The organism is Mesorhizobium sp. P3_A8 (assembly GCF_056402995.1).
The window spans coordinates 24,059-47,445 of sequence record NZ_JBFUGI010000012.1 but is presented as its reverse complement, the minus strand read 5'-3'; the positions used below and the strand labels follow the sequence as shown (position 1 = coordinate 47,445).

Sequence of the window (23,387 nt, the reverse complement as noted above, 5' to 3'; positions counted from 1 at the left end):
GGCGCTGCGCGCCGATCCACCTTCTCCCACAGGGGAGAAGGGAAGAGTCGTCACGATCCCCTTTTGTTCCGATTTTCCTTGGCGATTGCCCGTGGCCGCGCTACCTCTGGCGCGTGACAGTTGAGCCGCGCCTTGCCGAGAAGAATGCCGCCATTGCCCTACCCGAGCCATTTGTCAGATGGTTCGGCGAGAAAGGCTGGTCGCCGCGCGCCCATCAGATCGAATTGTTGGCGAAGGCACAGAGCGGCCAATCGGTGCTGTTGATCGCGCCGACTGGGGCCGGCAAGACGCTGGCCGGCTTCCTGCCCTCGCTGACCGAACTGGCGGTCAGGCCGAGGCGAAAGCCGGGGCAGGCGCATCGCGGCATCCATACGCTCTATATCTCGCCGCTCAAGGCATTGGCCGTCGACATCGAGCGCAATCTCGGCAAGCCGGTCGAAGAGATCGGGTTGCCCGTCACCATTGAGACACGCACTGGCGACACCCCCGCCCACAAGCGCCAGCGCCAGAAGCTGGTACCACCGGATATTCTCCTGACCACACCCGAGCAACTGGCGCTGCTGATCGCCGCCCCCGATGCCAGGCGGTTCTTCGAGGATCTGCGCTATGTCGTGCTCGACGAACTGCATTCGCTGGTGACGTCGAAGCGCGGCCATCTGCTGGCGCTCGGGCTGGCGCGGCTGCGCAGTTTTGTCCCCGACCTGCAGACAATCGGCCTGTCGGCGACGGTGGCCGAACCGGACGAATTGCGACGCTGGCTGGTTAGGCAGAATCCACCTGGCGACATGTCCGAGCTGATCGTCGTTACCGGAGGCGCGAAACCTGAAATCTCCATCCTCGATTCCGAAGAGCGCGTGCCTTGGGCGGGCCATTCGGCGCGCTACGCCACGCCGGAGATCTATCGCGAGATCAAGCGCCACAAGACGACCCTGCTGTTCGTCAACACCCGCAGCCAGGCGGAGCTGTTGTTCCAGGAATTGTGGCGGGTCAACGAGGACACCTTGCCGATCGCGCTGCATCATGGCTCGCTCGATGTCGGTCAGCGCCGCCGGGTCGAAAAGGCGATGGGTGAGAATGCACTGCGCGCCATTGTCGCGACATCGACGCTCGATCTCGGCATCGACTGGGGCGATGTCGACCTGGTCGTGCATGTCGGTGCGCCGAAGGGCGCTAGCCGGCTGGCGCAGCGCATCGGCCGCGCCAACCACCGCATGGACGAACCGTCCAAGGCGATCCTCATCCCGGCCAACCGGTTCGAAGTGCTGGAATGCCGGGCGGCGCTCGACGCCAACTATCTCGGTGCGCAGGACACGCCGCCGCTGGTCGATGGCGGCCTCGATGTGCTGGCGCAACATGTGCTCGGCTGTGCCTGCGGCGCACCGTTCCGCGCCGATGATCTGTTCGAGGAAGTGCGAACGGCAGCACCCTACGCAAGTCTCGACCGGCCGACCTTCGACCGCGTCATCGACTTCGTCGCCACTGGCGGCTACGCGCTGAAGAACTACGAGCGCTACGCGCGCATCCGCCTGAACAAGGACGGTTTGTGGCGCGTCTCCAATCCGCGCGTTGCCCAGCAATACAGGCTGAATGTCGGCACCATCATCGAAGTGCCGGCGCTCAACGTCCGTTACGTCAAAGCCGGCAGCAAAGGCTCGGCTACGCGCGGCGGCGCCGTTCTCGGCAAAATCGAGGAGGCCTTCCTCGAAACGCTGACGCATGGCGACACTTTCATGTTCGCCGGCAAGGTGCTGCGCTTCGAAGGTATTCGCGAGAATGAATGCTTCGTGTCGAATGCCCCCGGCAGCGATGCCAAGGTGCCTTACTATGGCGGCGGCAAGTTCCCGCTTTCGACCTACCTGGCCGAGCAGGTCCGCATCATGCTGGACGATCCGCAGCGCTGGAAGAAGCTGCCGGAGCAGGTGGCCGACTGGCTGCGATTCCAGGCGGACAAATCGGTATTGCCTAAGCGCGATGATCTGCTGATCGAGACCTTTCCACGCGGCAACCGCTATTATCTGGTCGCCTATCCCTTCGAAGGCAGGCTGGCGCACCAGACGCTGGGCATGCTGCTCACCCGCCGTCTCGACAGGGCGGGCGCCAGGCCGCTCGGCTTCGTCGCCACCGACTATGCGCTGGCCATATGGTCGTTGGGCGATATGGGGGCGATGTTCAAGGCCCGCAGACCGTCACTCGGCGCGCTGTTCGACGAGGACATGCTGGGCGACGACCTCGAAGCCTGGCTGGCCGACAGCTGGCTGCTCAAGCGGACCTTCCGCAATTGTGCGCTGATTTCGGGACTGATCGAGAAACGCCATCCGGGCCAGGAGAAAAGCGGCCGCCAGGTTACCGTGTCGACCGACCTGATCTACGACGTGCTGCGCAGCCATGAGCCGGACCATATTCTGCTGCAGGCGACGCGTGCCGATGCGGCGGCCGGTCTGCTCGATGTCAGCAGACTTGCCGACATGCTCTCGCGCATCCAGGGTCGAATCATGCATAAGAATCTCGAGCAGATTTCGCCACTTGCCGTGCCCATCATGCTCGAGATCGGCAAGATGCCGGTCAATGGCGAAGCCGATGAAACACTCCTGATGGACGCGGCGACACTGGTCGAGGAGGCTATGGGGCCGGGAATGGTAGAGGAATGAATTTTTCGCTGGCGCGCACATCGCTGATTGGTGAGGCCGATCTTGTCGGCATCGCCGGCGAACGTGCGGTCTGCGATCCGCGCGGCGTGCTCTATTTTCCGGAGCTCAGGCTTCTGGCGGTATCCGACCTGCATCTGGAAAAAGGCTCGTCGCTGGCAAGGCGCGGCACGCTGATCCCACCCTACGACACCGGCGCGACCTTGCTGCGGCTGCAAGCGGTGATCTCGGACTATCAGCCATCGATCGTCATCAGCCTGGGCGACAGTTTTCACGACGGCGGTGGTGCCGAGCGCATGCATGCGAGTTTTCGCGAGCGGCTGGAAGCGCTGATGGCGGGCCGCGACTGGTTCTGGGTCGCCGGCAACCATGACCCGGAAGCGCCGGCCGATCTGCCCGGCGAAACCGTACGGGAACTAGCTATCGGTTCGCTGCTGTTCCGGCATGAGCCATCCAAGGTGCGCATCGAAGGCGAGATCGCAGGCCACCTGCATCCCTGTGCTCGCATCGTCCAGCGCGGCCGTTCGGTGCGGCGGCGGTGCTTCGCCGGCGATGGCGGCCGAATGATCATGCCGGCCTTCGGCGCCTATACCGGTTCGCTCAACGTCCTTGACCGCGCCTATGCCGGGCTGTTCCGTCTGGAATCGCTGATGGCCTATATGCTTGGCGCCGAGCGCATCTTCGCCATCTCCCGCTCGATGCTGCGGCCGGGCTGACCTCAACGTCCGTAGTACAGTGTAACCGTGTGCTTCGCCTCGGCGAAGAACAGCCAGCGCTCGACCAGCATGCCGGCGAACTGGACGATCGCGGCGAGCACCGAAGGCACCGCCGCAAAGGGCCAGGGCAAGGCGAATGTCGCGGCGAGAAGCAGGACGGGCAGGGCGAAGGCCAGGGCCTGTGTGATCTGGCGCAGGCGTGCGCTGTGCTTGCGCGCGATGCGAAAGCCCATTTCCTTGAGCAGGTAGTTTTCCTCGGTATGCGGCCATTCCAGCGACCGCACCGTGCCGCCGGCCAAGCCTGTAGCCGTGTTGGCGGTGGTTGGGATCTCGAGCCGGTCGTTGTGGCGCCATGTCGCCAGTTTCCAGCCCCAGCCGAGCAAGGTCAGCAGCACGCAAACCGCTAGCAGCATATTGGAGCCGAGGCCAAAACCCTGCAGCAGCGCGTTCAGGAGCACGCTGCCGGTCATCGCCGAGAATATGAGGTAGGCCGGTAGCGTGAAGCGGCTGTGCCACTGGGCGATTGGCTTCAGTGACGCGTAGATCATGCCGGTGGTGCAGACGGTGACGACCGCGCTCATAGCCGCCAGCAACCCGGCGATGGCCACCCAGGCGCCTGTGCGGCCGAAAAACACCCAGCCGATGCCGAACAGCCCCGCCGGGATGAAGGTAGCGACCGAAGCAACGCCTTCACGCGACAGCCACGAGCTGCGCCACTGCGAGAAAGCCCGCCAGGCTCGTTCCGGCCGACCGAGATGGCCGGTAGAGGACAACAGGCCTGCGGCGATCAGGCTGAGCGCCAGCCCCAGGCCGACGAGACCCAGCCAGAAATCGGGGGGGATGATCTCGAACCCGCCGAGCACGCCAAGCAGCGCCAGCAGACCATAGCCGGCGCCGGTGGCGGTGGTGAAGAAGACGACGGAGAAGGCGGGATGCATGGGCTAGTTCGAAAGCATGCGGTCTACCCAGCCGAGGAAGCCGCCTTCGGCCCGCACCGGCTCCAGCGCCTTCGCCGGCACCGATGCGGCGCGTTGCGTATGGGCGCGCGGCGGCAGATATTTGTTGGTCGGGTGGTAGCCGAGTTCCGGCATCAGGTCGACGCCGCCACGCTCCGCCACCAGTTGCGAGACGGCAGACTGCGGATCGCCGAGGTCACCGAAATGCCGGGCGCTTGTCGGGCAGGCGGCGACGCAGGCCGGCACGCGGTCTTCCTCGGCCAGATTGTCATTGTAGATGCGGTCGACGCAGAGCGTGCATTTCTTCATCACGCCGACATCACTGTCGAACTCGCGCGCACCATAGGGGCAGGCCCAGCTGCACAATTTGCAGCCGATGCACTTGTCCTCGTCGATCAGCACGATGCCGTCCGACGCCCTTTTGTAGGAGGCGCCGGTCGGGCAGACGGTGACACAGGCCGGCGTCTCGCAATGCAGGCAAGAGCGCGGGAAGTTCACCGTTCGACCGCCCATCTCGGTGGTATGCTCATAGCTGTGCACGCGGTTGAACCAGACGCCGTCGACATGGCCGCCATAGGGGTCGATGTCGGTCAACGGCGCCATGTGGCCGCCAGTGTTCCATTCCTTGCAGGCGGTGACGCAGGCCTGGCAGCCGACGCAGGTGTCGAGATCGATGACGAGGCCGAGCTTTTTGCCGGTTTGACTTGGCAGGCAGGTCATTCGGCCGCCTCTCTTGCTCGCCGAAACTCGGCACCGAAACGGAGCGTGTCGGGCGCTGGCTCGAAATGCGGCGGCTGCTGGAAACGCTCGAATTGCGGCTCTGTGAAGCCGGCTTCCTCATCTGCGCATTTGACGATGCGCACGCGCAAATCGAACCATGCCGCCTGGCCGGTCACCGGATCGGAGTTCGAATAGCGTTTGCCCTGCGCGTCGGCCGAGGTCTGGTCGCCGATGATGTGGTTGAGCAGGAAGCCGCGATTGCTCTCGGCGGCATCGTCCTTCAGGCCCCAGCTGCCGCGCCTTTTGCCGATCGCGTTCCAGGTCCAGACCGTGCTTTCGTTCACCCCGTCGATCAGCTTGATCTGCCCCTTCACCCGGCCATTGATGCTCTCGATCCACACCCAGTCGTCGTCTACCAGACCGAGGCTGGCGCCGGTCCGGTGATGCACGAACAGCCGGTTCTGGCTGGTGATCTGCCGCAGCCACGCATTCTGCGAACCCCAGGAATGGTACATGTGCATCGGCCGCTGTGTCAGCGCATGCAGCGGATATTTTTCGAGGTCGACCACCGCTTCCTCGAACGGCATGTACCAAAACGGCAGCGGGTCCATATAGGTCTCGATGCGCTGGCGTTCGCTCTCGGGTGGCACCACCCGGCCATGGCCGCGCGCTGCGAGGCGAAAGCGCTGCAATGGCTCGGAGTAGAGCTGGAAGACGATCGGTTCCGCCTTGGGGGTGAAGCCCATGCTCTCGGCGAAGTCGAGATAGGAGCGGTTGGCCATCTTGTAGTAGCGCTGGTCATCGGCGAAGTCGTGGTGCCAGAAGCCACCATTGTCGATGTAGCGCTGCAACTGGTCCGGGTTGGCCTCGCCCTTGCCGATCGCCGTCCCATCCTTGCCGCGCCAGCCGGCCAGCGGGCCGATGCCCGGCGTGCGCTCATGATTGACGATGTAATCGGCATAGTCGGCATACCTGGTCGATCCGTCGTCATCGACGAAGCCGGGCAGGCCAAGCCGTGCGCCGAGTTCGATCAGCACCGACTGGAACGGCCTGACGTCGCGGTCCGGTTCGACGACGGGATGGCGGATGGCGTCGCCCGGCCCGTCGGCATGGCTGATCGGCCGGTCGAGCAGGCTGATGCAGTCATGCCGTTCGAGATAGGTGGTGTCGGGCAGCACGAGATCGGCGAACGGCACGGTCTCGGAATAATAGGCGTCGGAATAGATGATGAAGGGGATCTTGTAATTACCGGCCTCGTCATGGTCAGTCAGCATGGCAATGGTCTCGACGGTGTTCATCGAGGAATTCCAGGCCATGTTCGACATGTACATCATCAGCGTGTCGATCGGGTACGGATCGCCCGCCCAGGCATTGCGGATGACGGTGTGCATCAGGCCATGGGCGGCCAGCGGCGCGTCCCAGGAATAGGCCTTGTCGATGCGGGTCGGCGTTCCGGCTTCATCAACCAGCAGATCGTCAGGCCCGCAGACGAAGCCGAGCGGCATGCCGTCCAACGGCGTCATCGGCTTGACGCTCTTGCCGGAGGGTTTCGGGCCCGGCGGCGCCGATCTGGGGTAGGGCGGCTTGAAGCGAAAGCCGCCGGGGACATCCACCGTGCCCAGAAGCACTTGCAGCAGATGGATGGCGCGGCAGGTGTGAAAGCCGTTCGAATGGGCTGAGATGCCGCGCATGGCATGCATCGAAACCGGCCGGCCCTTGATCGTCTCGTGCCGGCGCCCGGCCCAGTCGGTCCAGGCGATAGGCAGTTCGATCGTCTGTTCGAAGGCGACATGGGCAAGTTCGGCGGCGATCCGGCGGATCGTATCGGCGGCAATGCCGCAGCGCTCCGCGACCGCATCCGGCGCGTAGCTGTCGTCCAGGTAGCGGTCGGCGATCAGCTGGAACACCGGCGTGCAGCGGCGGCCGCCGACTTCGAAGCTGCCGGTCAGCGCCGGTTTCGCTTCCGGGTCATCTGCCTTGACGGAGGTTTTCGCCACCCTGTCCCAGGCCAGCGGATTGCCATCGGTGTCGCGCACGAACAGCCCATCGTCGGAGGCGCCGGGCTCCTGCACGACGAGGACATGGGCGTTGGTGTAGCGGAGCAAATAGTCGAGATCGACGCGGCCGGCCTTCAGCAACTCGTGGATGAGCGCGAAGACAAACAGGCCGTCGGTGCCTGGCCGGATGCCGATCCAGTCGTCGGCAATGGCATTGTAGCCGGTGCGGCATGGATTGATCGACACCACCTTGGCGCCGCGTGCCTTGAGTTTGCCCAGCCCGATCTTGATCGGGTTGGAATCATGGTCCTCGGCGACGCCGAACAGCATGAAGTATCTTGTGTTGTCCCAGTCGGGCTCGCCGAACTCCCAGAACGAACCGCCGATCGAATAGAGCCCGCCGGCTGCCATGTTGACCGAACAGAAGCCGCCATGGGCGGCGAAGTTCGGCGTGCCGAACTGGCTCGCCCACCAGCCGGTGAGAGACTGCGACTGGTCGCGCCCGGTGAAGAAGGCGAGTTTCCTGGGATCGGTCCGGCGGATGGCAGAGAGCCGTTCGGTGGCGATCGCGAACGACTCTTCCCACTCGATCTCGCGGAATTCTCCCGAGCCGCGCGGGCCGGTGCGCAGCAAGGGCTTCTTCAGCCGGGCCGGGCTGTAGTGCTGCATGATGCCGGAACTGCCCTTGCCGCAGATCACGCCGCGATTGACCGGATGGTCCTTGTTGCCGTTGATGTAGCGGACCTTGCCATCCTTGATGTGCACGTCGATGCCGCAGCGGCAGGCGCACATGTAGCAGGTGGTCTTGGCGATGCTGTCGGAAACGCTTGGCGAGGTGTCGACGCCGTCGCCCTCATCGGGCGCGCGTGTGTCGGCAAGCGGGCGTTGCGATGGTGCCGAATTCGCGCCGCGCGCCGGTCGGTGCATCATGAGCCGGTGTTGCCCGCGCGGCCGACGGATTTGGCTCGCGTCTTCGGCCCGGGGCCGCGCATGTAATGCTCTTCCGGGTGATAGCGATCGCCGGCCAGCCGTCGCCGGATGCCGCGGGTCCAATGCGCAAGCAGGGACTTGAACCGCCCGATCATTTTATTCCAAGCCATCCACTGGCGAATTTTTTCTAACTTCGCTCGAAAATGTAGAATAAAGCTATCGATCCGTCTAATCAGTTGTTCTTGTAAATTCGATCGATATTGGTTCTTAATGTCGTCATGACCCTGGACCAGTTGCGCATTTTCGTCGCCGTCGCCGAGCGCGGCCACATGACCAAGGCGGCGGAGCTGCTCGGCATCTCCCAGTCGGCGGCATCGGCCGCCATCCGCGCGCTTGAAGAGCAGCACGGCGTCCATTTGTTCAACCGCGTCGGCCGCAATATCGAGCTTGCCCAGACCGGCCATCGGTTCCTGCCGGAGGCCAAGGCCGTGCTCGAGCGAGCCGCCGCCGCCCGCAATGTGCTGGAACATGTCTCCCAGACGGTCGCCGGCAGCCTCTCCATCGCTGCCAGCCTGACCATCGCCAGTTACTGGCTGCCGCGCCGGCTGGCGTCCTTCCACGAGGCCTACCCCGCGGTGCGGCTGAGCGTCAGCATCGGCAACACAAGGCAGGTCGAGGCCAGCGTGCTGGATGGAACCGCCGATCTCGGCCTGGTCGAGGGTCGCACCGAGTCCGACATATTACGCCGTGCCAAGGTCGACACCGACCGGCTGATGCTGGTCGTTGCCAGTTCCCATCCCGAGATCGCTGAAATCGCGCCGGGCCGTCCCGATATCAAGGGCCTGCGCTGGATCATCCGCGAAGGCGGTTCGGGCACGCGCGAGGTGCTGGAGGATCTGGCGCGGCGTGAGGGGATTTCGCTTGCCGATTTGCAGGTGTTCCTGGTGCTGCCCAGCAACGAGGCGGTTCGCCAGGCGGTCGAGGCGGGTGCCGGCGCCACCATCATTTCGGAACTCGTCGTCGGGCGCGCCGTCGCCGAAGGTAGCCTGCGGTCCGTGCCGATCGAACTGCCGAAGCGCGATTTCGCCATGATCACGCACCGCGATCGCCAGGCAAGCTTGGCCCAGATGGCGCTCAAGGTGCATTTGACGGGCAATGCGGATGCGTCTCCGACGGGATAGAGCAATTCAAGGAAAATCCGCTGCACGCCATTCCTGAATTTCCTTGGCGTCGTGGCGTTTGCTGCGCGACAGGGACCCTTCTAAGAGTTGTTCTTAGCCAAACGTTTCCTGGCAAGGTCTGCCACGGCTTGGATCACCTGTTCGCAATCTTGCTGCGGGAAACTCTTCGATAGAACAGAAGAGAGGATGACGCCCATCAAGATTATGATGTCCGCAGTGCCGCCTCCAGCATCCTTGACGCTCTCAACGACCTTCCTCGAAAATGGTTCGCACTCCGTCTCAAAAAAGCGCATCATCTTGACGTAGATGATCCGTTTGCGGAATACGGCCAGCAATTTTTCAAGACGTGGCACGCTATCTTTGACTACAGAGAAGTTACGCGCATCTGCGAGTTCCTCGATGGGAATGGGGGGGTCTTCTTTCAGCAACCCGAGCTTTGCAAGTTCACGCCAGAATGCGTGATTGCGGCTGCCAACCCATGTTGACATTGAAGCGCGATGCGTCACCGCGCCAACAAGAACAGAGATGTCTCCATCGCTCAACTGCATCATCATATCGATAAGATTGTCCGGCGGCCATTGCTCATCCTGTGTCATCTCACCACCCTCCAAATACCAGCTGCAACGTCGCAGGATTGTGAGCAGAACAATCTAAACTTACTAGCGGGATTGGGTTTAATTTTTGCGAGAGGCGCGGCTTATGTACTCTTTGACAGGTCCGCTGGTGCTTCAGCCGAACTTCCGCTGGGCATCCAGCGCCAGGCCAAGCCCGACCGAGCCGAACATGTCGCCGTCGATGACGGAAGCCTGCGGCACCAGCGACAGGATTTTTTGTCTGGCCAGCGGAATCGCGGTCGAACCGCCGGTCAGGAACACCGCGGTGATGTCGGACGGCTTGACCTGTGCGTCACGGATGGTCTCAGCCACCGTTGCGGTGACCCGTTCGATGTCCCTGGCGATGGTGGCGTCCAACCCGTCGCGCGTGATCCCGGCAGCGAACGCTACGTCAGATAGCCTCACCGCGACTTCGGCCGATGATTGGTCGGTCAGCTCGATCTTGGCCCTTTCGACCAATGCCGCTAGCGCGTGCCCATAGCGATGCTCGACGATGTGGATGAAGCGATCGACGAGATCGGCGCGCGCGGCCTCGTAGCGGATCTGGCGCAGATGCGTCATCGCCTTGGCGGTGTAGACCAGGTTGATGCGCTGCCATGTCGCGAGATCGATGAAATAGCTGGCCGGCAGATTGCGCTTGCCGTCCTTGGTCGGGGTCAGATAGCCGAGCTGCGGCATCACATGGGCGATGCTGAGCAGCCGGTCGAAATCGGTGCCGCCGATATGGACACCCCGGCTGGCGAGGATGTCGTCCTTGCGGTCCAGGGATCGGACACGCTCCGGCGAGACGCGCACGACCGAAAAGTCAGACGTGCCGCCGCCCATGTCGATGATCAGCGCCAGCTCCTCGCGCGTCACCCTCTGCTCATAGTCGAGCGCCGCGGCGATCGGCTCGAACTGGAAGGCGATATGCTTGAAACCCTGGGCATGCGCGGCCTTTTCCAGGTCGCTCTGTGCGTTGGCGTCGGCTTGCGCATCGTCATCGACGAACTGCACCGGGCGGCCGAGCACCACGGTCTCGACCAGATCGCCGCCATCCTCCTCCAGCCTTTTCCTGAGATGCCCGAGGAACAGGCCGATGATCTCCATGAAGCCGATCGAGCGCGCCTTGATGCGCGTCTTTTCATGCGCCAGCGAACTGCCGAGCACGCTCTTCAGCGAACGCATCAGCCGGCCTTCCACGCTGTCCGTGTAGTTGGCGATGGCCTGGCGGCCAAAACAGATGCGGCCATCCTCGAAGTTGAAGAATACCGCACTGGGCAGCGTGACCTGGCCGTCCTCAAGCGCGACGAGGTGGGGTTGCCCGTTGCGGACCACGCCGACCGTGGAGTTCGAAGTGCCGAAATCGATACCGGCGAATGCTGGTCGCAAAGCAGCCTCCTCATTGGCGCCAGGCAGCGGATCGGCGCTCGCGGAAGAAGCGTGCGCTGCGGTTTCGGGCGACCGGACCGCTCTGCCGAATTGAATTGTGCGTGCTTGCCCGTTGGGCGGGGAGGTGCGGTCTATCGCATGACGTGGAAAAGGGAAACCCCTTTTGGACGCCTCAGTCCTTGCGGAAGATCAGCCTGCCGAGCCAGCCCGTCAGCATGGCCAGCGATATGGCGAAGACGCCATAGAGGAAGGAGTAGTTGTGGGCGACCCGGAAGATCGACTGTTCGAAACCGGATTTGCGGATTTCGAGCTGGGCTGAACTCTCCTTGATGAACAGGCCGCTCTTGAACAGGAACGCGCGGGCTTTGTGGGTGCCAACTGGCACATTGGGCGCCAGCCTGACAGTGGCGCGGAAAAGGTTCTGCGACAGGAACTGCACGCCGCCGACATTCTCGCTGTAGAGGCCGGTGGCGGCCTTGCGTTCGCGCAAGGCGGTAGTGAACTCCTCGATCGTCGCCGGGCTGTCACCAGCGTCAGCCGGCTGCATGTAGAGGTTGGAGGCGCCGAGCGACAGCTGCTTGTAGCTGTTCGGTTCGGTGATGTCCTGCAGCGGCCGCGTCGTCGCCACCGAATAGGACATCGGCACGTTCTCGAATGTTTCGGAATCGAGATTGACCCAGACGCCGAGCACCCGGTCCTTGCGCCGCACCACCACCGGCTTGGGTGGCCCTTCGAGCACGACGATGACGTCGTAGCGGCCCTGGCGGGCGACCAGCGGGTCGGGATTTTCCAGCGAGCCGAAAATGGTCAGGTCGGCACCGGAAAAGCCGGCGGTGATCGACACATTATCGGTGGAGAGCCCGATCTGGATGCCTTCCGGCAGCGGCGTCTGTGCCTTGGCGGGTACGACGACCGCCAGCAGTGACAGGAAAATGGCGGTTGCGAACGCTTTGCGGCCCGTCATCAGTTGAGGCCCAAGGCAGACAGCGAATAGAGATTGGGCGGGGTGACGAAAAGATCGATGGCAAGTCTGATCGCTACAGCCAGCACCAGCAAGGCCAGCAATGCCCTGAGCTGCTCGCCGCGCAGCCTCTGGCCGGCCTTGGCGCCATATTGCGCGCCGGCCACGCCACCCGCCATCAAAATGAAGGCCAGCACGACATCGACCGTCTGGTTGGTGGTGGCGTGCACCAGCGTGGTGTAGGCGGACGTGAAGATGATCTGGAACAGCGACGTGCCGATAACGACATTGGTCGGCACCTTGAGCAGGTAGATCAGCGCCGGCACCATGATGAAGCCGCCGCCGACGCCCATGATCGACGACAGGAAGCCGATGCCGGCGCCAAGGCCCAGCACCGGAATGACGCTGACGAACAGTTTTGACGCCCTGAAGCGCATCTTCAGCGGCAGCCGGTGGATCCAGTTGTGCTGGCCGGATTTCTTCAGCACAGGGGCGGCGCCACTGCGTGTGGCACGCAGCGCATTGATGCTTTCGACCAGCATGAGGCCACCGACCGTGCCGAGCAGCACGACATAAAGCAGCGAGATGAACAGGTCGAGCTGGCCGAGCCTGCGCAGGAAGGCGAAGACATAGATGCCGGCGGTGGAGCCGACGATGCCGCCGGCCAGAAGCACCCCGCCGAGCTTGAAGTCGAGGGTGCCGCGCTTCATGTGCGAAAGCACGCCGGAGACGGAAGAGGCGATGACCTGGTTGGCGCCGGTGGCAACCGCGATCGCCGGGGGGATGTTGTAGAAGATCAGGAGCGGTGTGATGAGGAAGCCGCCGCCGACGCCGAACATGCCCGACAGGAAGCCCACCGCCGCACCCATGGCCAGCAGCACGAAGACGTTGACGGAAATTTCCGCAATCGGGAGATAGATGCCCACCCGTCAGTCTCGATCAGTTTGCCTGTCGGCGAATACAGCCGTTGTCGGCAGTCTCGCACCGAAAAGCCAATTTTTCCTTGCGCCGACGCGGCGGCGGGGCCAAACCCCGTCGCCGCGCCGAAACAAAAAATATCTCAATCAGTTAACAGGCAAATGTGTGGCAAGAGCGTCGTGGAAACGACGCTTCTCTGTTATTTGCGCGCCAGCAGCGCCCGGACCAGTTTTTCATCGACGGCGCCGGTCGCCGGCAGCTTGTTGTCGGTCTGGAAAGCGATGATCGCGTTCTTGGTCTTCTCGCCCATGACGCCATCGGCGCCGCCGGCATCATAGCCGTTCTTGTTGAGGATGAGCTGGATGTTCTTGACCGCCTTCTTCATATCGATGCCGGCGGTCGTCTGCGGCGTGCCTTCCTGCCAGGATTCGGGAATGTCGGCCGAATTGGTCGCCGCATTGAGCGGCTTGGCCTTCCACAATTCGGTCGCGGCACGAGCCCGCTCGAGCTGCTCGGGCCGCAGCGCGTTGGCAATCTCGTCGCGCTTGGCGGCCGCATCCTTGTCGCCGGTCTTGGCGACGAGCGCGAACCATTTGTAGGATTCCTCGAGGTTCTGCTTCATGCCAACGCCCTTGGCGGCGAGGATGCCGAGATTGAACTGGCTGTCCTTGACGCCGAGGTCGGCGGCTTCCTGGAACCAGTGCGCGGCCGATTCATTGTCGGTCACGCCGTCGGCGGCCATGGCGAACAGCACGGCCAGATTGTGCATGGCGCTGGCGTTGCCCTGTTCGGCGGCGAGCTGGTACCAGGTCTTCGACTTCTTGATGTCGCGTGCGACGCCGATGCCCTTCTCGTAGAAATTGCCGATGCGGTATTCGGCCGGCGCGAAGCCGAGTTCTGCCGATTTCTCGTACCATTTGGCGGCTGCCGCCATGTCTTCCTTGACGCCGCGCGACTCGGCGTAGCGCGAGCCGATCTCGAACAGCGCCTTGGCGTCGCCACCGGCGGCGGCATCGCGCAGCGCGGCCGGGCCGGCGTCGGCCGGAATGTCGAACTTGGCCGTGGCGGCCGCTGCCGGCGCATCCGCCGGTGCAACCGCGCCGGTGGTGTCCTTGGCGGTGGCATCGTTGGCAGCTGTTGGCGCGGCCACAACCGGCTTGGCATCCGCATCCGTCGCTTGTGCACCGCCGGTGACAGCGGCCGGCTCTGAAGCCGTCGCATCCATCGGGGTCGTAGCAATGGGCGCGGCTGGCGCCGGAGCGACCGAAGCGGTCGCATCGGAGGCAGTGGTGCTCGGGCCGGAAGAGGTGGCCGAAGCCGCAGGCGCCGCTGTGGGCCCTGCTACCGGCGCCGTATTCGCCATTGCATCCGTGTCCGAAGGCATGGCCATAACGGGCTGCGCCGCCATCTCGTCCTTGCTTGCCGGCACCGACTGTTCGGCCTGCCTGACGGCACGGGCCGGTGCGCTGTCCGTCGCTGCAGGCTGAGTTTCCGCCTTCGGCGGGCTAGCCGTGTCGACGGATGCAGTTTGCACCGGCTGCGCGGCAACGATTGGTGCCGCGTCGTTGCTGGCCACCTGGGCCGGATCCGAGAGGAACGCCTTGCCGAGCTGCAGGCCGGCAAGCGCCAGCATGATCGCCGCCGCCGCCATCAGGATCGGCTTGCGCCGCGCCTTGAGCAGGTCGCCGATCCTGAGTGCTTTCACTGGCCCTTTCACCGTCGACTGGCGCTTCAAGGCGTCGGCCTCTGCTGCGGCAGCCTGCGCCGCGCGCCGCGCGGCAGCGATGAAGTCCGATTTGGCGGCGTCGCTTTCGCTGAGCTTTGCCGGCTGACCACGCTCGTCGCGCACCCGCTTCATGATCGCATTCAGGTCGGGCGCGCCCGAGCCGGGCTCCAGCGGTCGGTTGGCCACTTTCGGATCGAGCGGCTCGTCGAGATCGACACTCGGTATGTCGGCGCTTGGCGCCGAGCCGGCCAGCGGCGGAACGTCCGCCGCCTTCTTGCCCTTGAAAGCGCGTGCCAGCCCGCCGAACATCGACTTGCGGCCTGCCGGCTGGTCTTTCTCGGCAATGGTGTCGGAACCGAGTGCGGCGATGGCGGCGGCAGCGGCGGCTTCCGCCGGCGAGCGAGTGCCCAAGTCACCACGCGGGTCGCTGCGCGTGCCCAGGTCGCTACGCGTACCGAAATCGCCACGCGGCCCCGGCTCGTTGCCCAATATCGCAGCGGCGCGGCCGTCCAGATCGGCCATGTCTCCGGTCAGCGGCATCGGCTCGTCGATATCCAGGGACGGCGCCTCGACAGCCATCTTGGCGGTCCGTGTACGGCGCTTGCCGACCGCCTCGTCCTGGCGGGTGTCCAGAAGCTCGCTTACCGCCTCGGACGGTTCGCTGGTCTCCAGCGACCCCAGCCTGTCGACGATCTTGAGCAACGTGTCGTGGATGGCCTCGAAAGTTCGCGAATTGCGCTCGTCGGAACGCCGCGTCAGCGTTTCCAGCGTCTTCAGATCCTGGGCGAGCCCGGAAACTGCTGACGCGTTGGCGTTCGATCCAGCCAGCGAACGCACCGCGTTCTCGGCCGCCTCGCGTGCCGCGCCGAGGATGGAATCGCGGGTCCCGGCCAGTGTCTTCTCGATATCRTTGAGGCGCGGGCTGATGTCTTCGAATTCCGGCAGCGGCGTGCTCGGCCTGGAAAGATGGGCGGACAGGCCGGCGACTTGCGCCTCCAGGCTGCGGATCAGCGCCGGATCGATGCCGGCCACCTGGGCCGCCGATGCGTCGAGCCGGCTGGAAATGTCCTCGAGCCGGCTTTCCAGTCCACGGATCGCTGCTTCGCCAGCAGGATCGGGAGCGCGCGTCTCCATACGCGTGGCGAGTGCGGTGAAGCGGGCATCGATGGCTTCCATGATGCCGGCGCTGTCGACTTGCGGCGCGATGCGCTGATCGAGCCGGTCGGCAACTTCGTCCAGGCGGCGCTCGAGATCGCGAAACAGCATGTTGCCCTGTTCGATGGCGTCGCCCTGGCGTCGCTCCATCATGCTGGACAGCACGTCGAAGCGCTGCTCAAGCCCCTGGAAGATATAGTCGGCATCGGGCATGGCCGGCGCCTGGTCGATCTTGTCGGCGATCAGCGTGATCTGCTTGGCCAGCCGTTCCATTGCCTGTTCGGGCAAATTGGCGCGACCGGCGAGTTCGTCGACCCGGCTCGACAGCGTGCCCAGGCGATCCATGACCGCGTTGCCGGGGTGGTCCTGCGCCACTTCCTCGATCTGCCGGGCGAGCGAGTCGATCCGCTTCTCGATGCGTTCAAAGGCTTCGTGGTCGACCGAATTGGCCTGTGCCGCGACGGTCGAGGCAACGATGGCGCGGGAAATCTCGTCCAGCCGCTCGTCGATCATGGCAAGCGTGTCGCTGCCGCGATTGTCCTGCTGGCCCGCGAAGTGTTCGACGGCGCCGGCGAGCGTACGGACCTTTTCCTCGAGCGAGCGCAGCGACAGCGATTCCGGCAGATTGTTGACAGCGTTGCTGATCTGCTCCAGCCGGTCGGTCAGCGCCGCAAGGGCGGGATCGTCGGAACGTTTGCGCTGGTCGGCGTCGACGCGGTCTTCGAAAGCCGTCCAGCGGCGGTCGAAGTCGTCCCAGCGGCGGTCGACCTTCTGCACGCTCTCCTCGCGCGCCAGCGTGTCGAGCGCGGCCTTGACCTGCTCGAGCTCCAGCCGCAGCAGGTTGACGCTTCTGTCGTCGCTCTTCTCCGACAGCGTTTTGATGGCGCCGGAAAGCCGTTCGAATTCGACGCCGAGTTCGGCGCTGCCCTTGCCTGCCGCGCCGGGCTTGGCGTTCGCCTGGAAGGCGCGATCAATATCCTTGCGCAGCGCGTCGAATTCGCGTTGCAGGCCTGCCGTCATCTGGTGGCGCAGCTCCTCGCGCATGCCGCGCAGTTCGCCGGCGATCTTGCCAACCATGGCGACGCTGTCTTCCTGGCCGCGCACGCGGTCGATGTCGCGGGCGATGGCCTGGTAGTTCTGGTCGAAGCCGGGAGCGGGCGCCGGGTTCTGTGGGCGCGGCGCCGGCTGCGGGTCCTCGTACCAGCGCTGCTGGGCGGTTGGTTGCGTGGCGGGATAACGTGGCTCCGCGGGAGAGCGCGGATCGGTGGCTGGATAGCGCGGGTCGGCGCCGTATTGGCGCGGAGCCGGACGTGCCGTCACCTCCTCGCGGGTCTGCCCCAGTCGCTGTTCCAGCGTCTCCAGCGAGCGGTTCAGTTGCTCGAGCGTGGTCTGCGGCCTGCGCTGCCTGCCGGCGTTGAGTGTATCGAGATAGGACCGCTTGCTGTTCATCGGTGCGTCCGTCTTTCAGATTGGCCGGCTTGCGACCAGCTCCCCAAGTCCCTGCCGGAACGAAGGCGACCGCGCTGCCACGGTGGAAGACAAGCTTCCCGGGGGTTTCACCCGCGCTCCGAAAAACCGTGAAAAATTCGATACAGGATAAACACGGGTAGCCGACGCGCCCACATTTCCCCCAACGTGGTAAACAACGCGTTAACCAAGCTTAAGAAGTTGCAAGGAAGTTGGCTTCGCCGTCCGCGCTGCGGCATAAAGCACCTTCTCAGAACGCCCCTTGCGTCATGAGGCGGCTATCGGTATAGAATTGACGTAAACGTAAAAGGCGCATTTGAGTGTGCTGTTTGCGATTTTGTTTGTCGAAACCACGGCCGGAAGCACGCCCCCGCTTCCAGTCAGGCGACGCATGGTCCAGGACCGCGACGCCACCAGACGGGGAAAGCCAGTGACCATGAAGCTTATCTCGGCCGGCGAGACCGCGGCCAATACCAATAATGCATCTATCGAAGCCGGCGAGGATCTCGTCCGCATCGGCGAAATGGCCAAGAAATACGGTGTGACGCTGCGCACGCTGCGTTTCTACGAAGACAAGGGCCTGCTCAACCCGCAGCGCGACGGTTCGACCCGTCTCTACACGCGCCGCGACAAGGCTCGGCTTAAGCTCATCCTGCTCGGCCGCAAGGTCGGGTTCTCGCTGCGCGACGTCAAGCAGATGATGGATCTCTACGATCCGACCGGCTCCAACACCAAGCAGCTGCGGCTGGCGCTGGACAAGTCGGAGAAGCAGCTTGCCCGCCTGCAGAAGCAGCGGGCGCTGATCGACGACGCCATCAACGAGCTCTCCGGCTCGATGTCGGCGGTGCGCCAGATGTTGACCGAGCGCTCGGCACCGCAGGCGAGCGTCGCGAGCTAAACTGCCGGTTCCGACTCTGTCGGATTTCTGACTATCTAAGCCGCGTGGCTTTGCCGCGCGGCTTTTTCGTTGTCCTTCATCTGCCCAATTGATCCCTTGGCGCTGGCCTGCACGAAGTTGCGCCGATAGGCTCCTCAAGCATGGGCGGGGCGGAAATCTTGTCGCATCGAAAAAATTGACGTTTACGCAAACGTCAATTTTTGCTATCCCGACTTCAACACGGGTCCGCATGCTGCCCTGACATGAATTCGGGGGCTGTCGGACAAGGTCCGCAGGGTGGAGAAAAAGCATGCCAACATACAGGGCTCCGGTCCAGGATACGCTGTTCGTGCTCAACGAGGTGCTGGGCTATCAGCGCTATTCCAACCTTCCCGGATTTGCCGACGCCACGCCCGACGTGCTGGAGGCGATCCTCGCCGAAGGCGCCAAGCTCGCCGAAAACGTCATGCATCCGCTGAACCGCGTCGGCGACATGGAAGGATGCGTCCGTCACGAAGACGGCTCGGTGACGACGCCGAAAGGCTTCAAGGAAGCCTTCGACCAGTATCGCGAGGGCGGCTGGATGGGGCTGGCGGCACCGGTCGAGTTTGGCGGCCAGGGCTTGCCCTATGCCGTGCACACGGCGGTTGCCGAATACATGGTCTCGGCCAACATGTCGCTGATGATGTATCCCGGCCTGACGCAGGGCGCGATCGCGGCGATCATCACCCACGGCACCGATGAGCAGAAGGCCAAATGGCTGCCGAAGCTGGTCGAGGGTTCCTGGACCGGCACCATGAACCTGACCGAGCCGCATTGCGGCACCGATCTCGGCCTGCTGCGCACCAAGGCGGTGCCGAATGGCGACGGCACCTACAGGATTTCGGGCCAGAAGATCTTCATCTCGGCCGGCGAGCACGACATGTCGGACAACATCGTCCATCTGGTGCTGGCCCGCATCGAGGGCGCGCCGGAAGGCGTCAAAGGCATTTCGCTGTTCATCGTGCCGAAGCTCAAGCTCGATCAATCGGGCAATCCGGGGACAAGAAACACGCTCTCCTGCGGCTCGATCGAGGAGAAGATGGGCATCCACGGCAATTCGACCTGCGTCATGAATTATGACGAGGCCGAAGGCACGCTGCTCGGCGAGGCCAATGGCGGCCTCAAGGCGATGTTCACGATGATGAACGAGGCCCGGCTCGGCGTCGGCCTGCAGGGCCTGTCACTGTCGGAGATCGCCTACCAGAACGCCGTCGCCTACGCCAAGGACCGCTTGCAGGGCCGCTCGCTCTCGGGCGCCAAGGCGCCGGACAAGAAGGCCGACCCGATCATCGTCCATCCCGACATCCGCCGCTCGCTGATGACCATGAAGGCCTTCAACGAGGCTGGCCGCGCGCTGGCGCTGTGGACGGCGATCAAGTCCGACATCGCCCACCGCTCCGCCGACGACAAGGATCGCCAGGCGGCCGACGACTACACCGGCCTGATGACGCCGGTGGTCAAGGGCGTGCTCACCGACAAGGGTTTTGATCACGCCGTGATGGCGCAGCAGGTGTTTGGCGGCCATGGCTACATTGAAGAGCACGGCATGAGCCAGTTCGTGCGCGATGCCCGCATCGCCATGATCTATGAAGGCGCCAACGGCATCCAGGCGCTCGACCTCGTCGGCCGCAAGCTCGGCTTGAATGGCGGCCGCGCCATCCAGGCCTTCTTCAAGGAGGTCGGCGAATTCTGCGAGGAGAACCGCGCCGACGAGAAGATGGCGCCGTTCACCAAGGGATTGAAGAAGGGCCTCAACGATCTGCAGGCGGCAACCATGTGGCTGGTGCAGAACGGCATGGCCAAGCCCGACAATGCCGGTGCCGCATCGACCGACTATATGCACCTCTTCGGACTTGTGGCGCTGGGCTACATGTGGGCGCAGATGGCCAAGGCGGCGCAGGGCAAGACCGGCGCCAACGGCTCCCAGTCCTTCTATGACAACAAGGTGGTGACGGCGCGCTTCTTCATGGAGCGGATCATGCCGGAGACCTCGGCGCACCTCGCCCGTATTTCGAGTGGTGCGGACACGCTGATGGCGCTGCCTGCTGAAGCGTTCTAGGTTCGGCGGGCCGGCAGCGCCGGCCCACAATGTCGGAACGTGGAGGAAATCGTGGCGACAAATCCAGCCGAAGTGCTCTCTTTGCCGAAGCCCGCCTGGGCGGCGGACGAGGTCGGCATGCTCTACGACATGGCAACCCGCTTCATGTCGGAGGAGATCGCGCCGCGCTACGACGAGTTCGAGAAGAACGAGATGGTCGACCGCGAAAGCTGGCTGAAGGCAGGTTCCGCCGGCCTGCTCTGCGCTTCGATGCCGGAGGAATATGGCGGCTCCGGCGGCACCTTCGCGCATGAGAGCGCCATCATCGAAGCCATCGGCCATGTTGGTGTCGACGGTTTTGGCATCGGTCTGCACAATTCGATCGTCGCACCTTACGTCCTCCACTACGGCTCCGAGGAACAGAAGAAGAAGTGGCTGCCGAAGCTCGCCACCGGCGAGCTGATCGGAGCCATCGCCATGACCGAACCGGGCGCCGGCTCCGACCTGCAGGGCGTCAAGACGCGGGCGCAGAAGGACGGCAATCAGTACAAGATCAACGGCTCCAAGACCTTCATCACCAACGGCCAGCTGGCCAATCTCATCATCGTCGTCACCAAGACCGATCCGGAAAAGGGCGCCAAGGGCACCTCGCTGATCGTCGTCGAGACTGACGAGGTGGAAGGTTTCGAGCGCGGCCGTAACCTCGACAAGATCGGCCTCAAGGCCAACGACACGTCGGAACTGTTCTTCAACGACGTGCGCGTGCCGACCTCCAACCTGCTTGGCCACGAGGAAGGGCAGGGCTTCATCCAGCTGATGCAGCAATTGCCGCAGGAGCGGCTGCAGATCGGCACTGGGGCGATCGCCATGATCGAGCGGGCGCTGGCGCTGACCATCGACTACGTCAAGGAGCGCAAGGCCTTCGGCAAGGCGATCATCGATTTCCAGAACACCCAGTTCAAGCTGGCCGAGTTGAAGACAGAAGCCACCATCGGCCGTGTCTTCTACAATGACTGCGTCACCCGCCACATCAATGGCGGCCTCGATCCGGTGACGGCGTCGATGGCGAAATACTGGCTCAGCGACCTGCAGGGAAAAGTCGTCGACGAATGCCTTCAATTGCATGGCGGCTATGGCTACATGAATGAATATCCGATCGCCCGCATGTTCCGCGACGCTCGCGTCCAGCGCATCTACGGCGGCACCAACGAGATCATGAAATTGCTGATTGGCCGCTCTCTCTGAGAGCGACATCAGGCAAACCCAAGGAGCAAGGAAATGGCCGAAGCTTATGTCTACGATGCCGTGCGCACCCCGCGCGGCAAGGGCAAGAAGGACGGATCGCTGCACGAGGTGCCGGCGGTGCGGCTTGCCGCCAAGACGCTCGAAGCGCTGCGCGACCGCAATGGGCTGGATACCGGCAACGTCGACGACATCATCTTCGGTTGCGTCGATCCGGTTGGCGAGGCGGGTTCGGTCATTCCGCGCGCGGCTGCCTTCGAGGCCGGCTACGACACCAAGGCGCCCGGCATGCAGATATCGCGCTTCTGCGCCTCGGGTCTCGACGCCATCAATCTCGGCGCCGCCAAGATCGCGCAGGGCGCGGACGAGATCGTGATTGCCGGTGGCGTTGAATCGATGTCGCGCGTCGGCATGGGTGCCTCGGGTGGCGCCTGGTTCATGGACCCTTCGGTCGGCCTGCCCGGCTGGTTCGTGCCGCAAGGTATCTCCGCCGACCTGATCGCCACCAAATACGGTTTCTCCCGTGACGACGTCGACGCCTATGCGGTCGAGAGCCAGAAGCGGGCGGCAAAATCCTGGGCCGACGGTCGCTTCAAGAACTCCGTCATTCCGATCAAGGACCAGAACGGCCTGACCATCCTCGACCATGACGAGCACATGCGCCCTTCGACCGACATGCAGTCGCTCGCCTCGCTCAACCCGTCCTTCATCATGCCGGGCGAAATGGGTGGCTTCGACGCTGTCGCGGTGCAGAAGCATCCCGAGGTGGAAGAGGTCAACCACGTCCATCACGCCGGCAATTCGTCAGGCATCGTCGATGGCGCCGCGGCCGTGCTGCTCGGCTCGAAAAAGGCCGGGAAAGCCATGGGCCTCAAGCCGCGCGCGCGCATCCGCACCTTTGCCAATATCGGCTCCGAGCCGGTGCTGATGCTGACCGGCCCGGTCGATGTCACCGAGAAGCTTCTGAAGCGCGCCAAGATGAAGCTGTCGGACATCGACCTGTTCGAGCTCAACGAGGCCTTCGCCTCGGTGGTGCTGCGCTACATGCAGGCTTTCGACATCGATCACGACAAGATCAACGTCAATGGCGGCGCCATCGCCATGGGCCATCCGCTCGGCGCGACCGGCGCGATGATCTTCGGCACGGTGCTGGACGAACTCGAACGCCGCGACCTCAACACCGCGCTGGTAACGTTGTGCATCGGCGCCGGCATGGGCACCGCAACGATCATCGAACGGGTCTAGAGACGTGTCCTCGAACCCCGCCTTGATCCTCATCGACGTACAGATGGCGTTCGTCGAATGGGAGCGCACCGGGAAGCGGAGAAACAATCCCGACGCCGTCGACAACATGGCCCGTCTGCTGGAGGCGTTTCGGCTCAGAGGCCTCGCGATCTTCCATATTCGCCACGCCTCGACCGAGAAGGGCTCCGCGCTGCGACCGGAACGCAGCGGGTATCAGCCGATACCGCAGACACGTGAGCTGTCCGGTGAACCGGTGCTGGTCAAACATGTCAACTCGGCCTTCATCGGCACCGATCTGGAAAAGCGGTTGCGAGATGCTGGTCACCAGACGCTAGTGATTGCCGGCATCACCACCAATCACTGCGTCGAGACGACGACGCGTATGGCCGGAAATCTCGGCTTCGACGCGCAACTGGTTCGCGACGCCTGCTACACTTTCGATCGCGTGGGGTTCGACGGCCGGCCGGAAAGCGCCGAGGCGGTCCACGACATGACCTTGTCCAATCTCAATGGCGAATTCGCTTCAATCGTAACAACCGATGCCGTGGTCGCGGCCGTCGCTGACGCTATCGCCGCCTAAGGAGGT

16 protein-coding genes are annotated in these 23,387 nt (G+C 63.8%); 8 read left to right on the top strand and 8 right to left on the bottom strand.

The window, feature by feature from the left end:
• Positions 1 to 113: 113 nt before the first annotated feature.
• Together AC1DX4_RS25750 and pdeM are read left to right on the top strand one after the other, a co-directional pair.
• Positions 114 to 2,648: a ligase-associated DNA damage response DEXH box helicase gene (locus AC1DX4_RS25750; RefSeq protein WP_477222989.1), complete on the top strand. Its 2,535-nt coding sequence runs from the start codon at positions 114 to 116 to the stop codon at positions 2,646 to 2,648.
• Positions 2,645 to 3,361 carry a ligase-associated DNA damage response endonuclease PdeM gene (gene pdeM, locus AC1DX4_RS25745; protein ID WP_477222988.1) on the top strand — a complete coding sequence of 239 codons (717 nt, stop codon included), beginning with the start codon at positions 2,645 to 2,647 and terminating at the stop codon, positions 3,359 to 3,361. Before AC1DX4_RS25750 ends, pdeM begins: the two co-directional genes overlap by 4 nt.
• Before the next feature lie 2 nt (positions 3,362 to 3,363).
• On the opposite strand, the gene AC1DX4_RS25740 is transcribed toward pdeM, so the two are convergent.
• The 3 genes from AC1DX4_RS25740 to AC1DX4_RS25730 are packed head-to-tail and all read right to left on the bottom strand — an operon-like array spanning position 3,364 to position 7,964.
• The gene (locus AC1DX4_RS25740; protein WP_477222987.1) at positions 3,364 to 4,299 is read right to left on the bottom strand and encodes a dimethyl sulfoxide reductase anchor subunit family protein; all 936 of its coding nucleotides are present in this window, start codon (positions 4,297 to 4,299) and stop codon (positions 3,364 to 3,366) included.
• A gap of 3 nt (positions 4,300 to 4,302) precedes the next feature.
• Positions 4,303 to 5,037 (bottom strand): 4Fe-4S dicluster domain-containing protein, encoded by a 735-nt coding sequence (locus tag AC1DX4_RS25735; RefSeq protein WP_027043497.1) that lies wholly within the window; start codon positions 5,035 to 5,037, stop codon positions 4,303 to 4,305.
• Positions 5,034 to 7,964, bottom strand: a complete 2,931-nt coding sequence (locus AC1DX4_RS25730; protein ID WP_477222986.1) for a molybdopterin oxidoreductase family protein — start codon at positions 7,962 to 7,964, stop codon at positions 5,034 to 5,036. Before AC1DX4_RS25730 ends, AC1DX4_RS25735 begins: the two co-directional genes overlap by 4 nt.
• Positions 7,965 to 8,242: 278 nt before the next feature.
• Between AC1DX4_RS25730 and AC1DX4_RS25725 the strand changes: the two genes are divergently transcribed.
• Positions 8,243 to 9,145, top strand: a complete 903-nt coding sequence (locus tag AC1DX4_RS25725) for a LysR substrate-binding domain-containing protein (protein ID WP_477222985.1) — start codon at positions 8,243 to 8,245, stop codon at positions 9,143 to 9,145.
• Positions 9,146 to 9,225: 80 nt separating this feature from the next.
• On the opposite strand, the gene AC1DX4_RS25720 is transcribed toward AC1DX4_RS25725, so the two are convergent.
• The 5 genes from AC1DX4_RS25720 to AC1DX4_RS25700 form a co-directional block, all read right to left on the bottom strand.
• A complete protein-coding gene (locus AC1DX4_RS25720) occupies positions 9,226 to 9,741 on the bottom strand; it encodes a hypothetical protein (RefSeq protein WP_477222984.1) in 516 nt (171 codons plus the stop codon).
• A gap of 132 nt (positions 9,742 to 9,873) precedes the next feature.
• The gene (locus AC1DX4_RS25715; protein ID WP_477222983.1) at positions 9,874 to 11,130 is read right to left on the bottom strand and encodes an Hsp70 family protein; all 1,257 of its coding nucleotides are present in this window, start codon (positions 11,128 to 11,130) and stop codon (positions 9,874 to 9,876) included.
• A gap of 172 nt (positions 11,131 to 11,302) precedes the next feature.
• A complete protein-coding gene (locus AC1DX4_RS25710) occupies positions 11,303 to 12,094 on the bottom strand; it encodes a TIGR02186 family protein (RefSeq protein WP_477222982.1) in 792 nt (263 codons plus the stop codon).
• Complete coding sequence (locus tag AC1DX4_RS25705; RefSeq protein WP_027043492.1) at positions 12,094 to 13,017, bottom strand: sulfite exporter TauE/SafE family protein; 924 nt, start codon at positions 13,015 to 13,017, stop codon at positions 12,094 to 12,096. Before AC1DX4_RS25705 ends, AC1DX4_RS25710 begins: the two co-directional genes overlap by 1 nt.
• A gap of 191 nt (positions 13,018 to 13,208) precedes the next feature.
• Entirely contained in the window at positions 13,209 to 17,339 is a 4,131-nt protein-coding gene (locus AC1DX4_RS25700; RefSeq protein WP_477222981.1) for a peptidoglycan-binding protein, read from the bottom strand.
• Positions 17,340 to 17,793: 454 nt separating this feature from the next.
• On the opposite strand from AC1DX4_RS25700, the gene AC1DX4_RS25695 reads away from it, so the two are divergent.
• The 5 genes from AC1DX4_RS25695 to AC1DX4_RS25675 all read left to right on the top strand — a co-directional run bounded on the left by AC1DX4_RS25695 (position 17,794) and on the right by AC1DX4_RS25675 (position 23,381).
• On the top strand, positions 17,794 to 18,255 hold the full coding sequence (locus AC1DX4_RS25695) for a MerR family transcriptional regulator (RefSeq protein ID WP_477223170.1): 462 nt from the start codon (positions 17,794 to 17,796) through the stop codon (positions 18,253 to 18,255).
• 289 nt (positions 18,256 to 18,544) lie between these two features.
• A complete protein-coding gene (locus AC1DX4_RS25690) occupies positions 18,545 to 20,335 on the top strand; it encodes an acyl-CoA dehydrogenase (protein ID WP_477222980.1) in 1,791 nt (596 codons plus the stop codon).
• 51 nt (positions 20,336 to 20,386) lie between these two features.
• Positions 20,387 to 21,559, top strand: a complete 1,173-nt coding sequence (locus AC1DX4_RS25685; protein ID WP_477222979.1) for an acyl-CoA dehydrogenase family protein — start codon at positions 20,387 to 20,389, stop codon at positions 21,557 to 21,559.
• Between the two features lie 33 nt (positions 21,560 to 21,592).
• Positions 21,593 to 22,801 carry an acetyl-CoA C-acetyltransferase gene (locus AC1DX4_RS25680; RefSeq protein ID WP_477222978.1) on the top strand — a complete coding sequence of 403 codons (1,209 nt, stop codon included), beginning with the start codon at positions 21,593 to 21,595 and terminating at the stop codon, positions 22,799 to 22,801.
• 4 nt (positions 22,802 to 22,805) lie between these two features.
• Positions 22,806 to 23,381, top strand: a complete 576-nt coding sequence (locus AC1DX4_RS25675) for a cysteine hydrolase family protein (protein WP_477222977.1) — start codon at positions 22,806 to 22,808, stop codon at positions 23,379 to 23,381.
• The last annotated feature ends 6 nt before the right edge of the window (positions 23,382 to 23,387 follow it).

Coding starts and splice junctions, on each gene's coding strand:
- pdeM (WP_477222988.1), top strand. CDS start 2,645: ATGAATTTTTCGCTGGCGCGCACATCGCTGATTGGTGAGGCCGATCTT.
- AC1DX4_RS25740 (WP_477222987.1), bottom strand. CDS start 4,299: ATGCATCCCGCCTTCTCCGTCGTCTTCTTCACCACCGCCACCGGCGCC.
- AC1DX4_RS25735 (WP_027043497.1), bottom strand. CDS start 5,037: ATGACCTGCCTGCCAAGTCAAACCGGCAAAAAGCTCGGCCTCGTCATC.
- AC1DX4_RS25730 (WP_477222986.1), bottom strand. CDS start 7,964: ATGATGCACCGACCGGCGCGCGGCGCGAATTCGGCACCATCGCAACGC.
- AC1DX4_RS25725 (WP_477222985.1), top strand. CDS start 8,243: ATGACCCTGGACCAGTTGCGCATTTTCGTCGCCGTCGCCGAGCGCGGC.
- AC1DX4_RS25720 (WP_477222984.1), bottom strand. CDS start 9,741: ATGACACAGGATGAGCAATGGCCGCCGGACAATCTTATCGATATGATG.
- AC1DX4_RS25710 (WP_477222982.1), bottom strand. CDS start 12,094: ATGACGGGCCGCAAAGCGTTCGCAACCGCCATTTTCCTGTCACTGCTG.
- AC1DX4_RS25695 (WP_477223170.1), top strand. CDS start 17,794: ATGAAGCTTATCTCGGCCGGCGAGACCGCGGCCAATACCAATAATGCA.
- AC1DX4_RS25690 (WP_477222980.1), top strand. CDS start 18,545: ATGCCAACATACAGGGCTCCGGTCCAGGATACGCTGTTCGTGCTCAAC.
- AC1DX4_RS25680 (WP_477222978.1), top strand. CDS start 21,593: ATGGCCGAAGCTTATGTCTACGATGCCGTGCGCACCCCGCGCGGCAAG.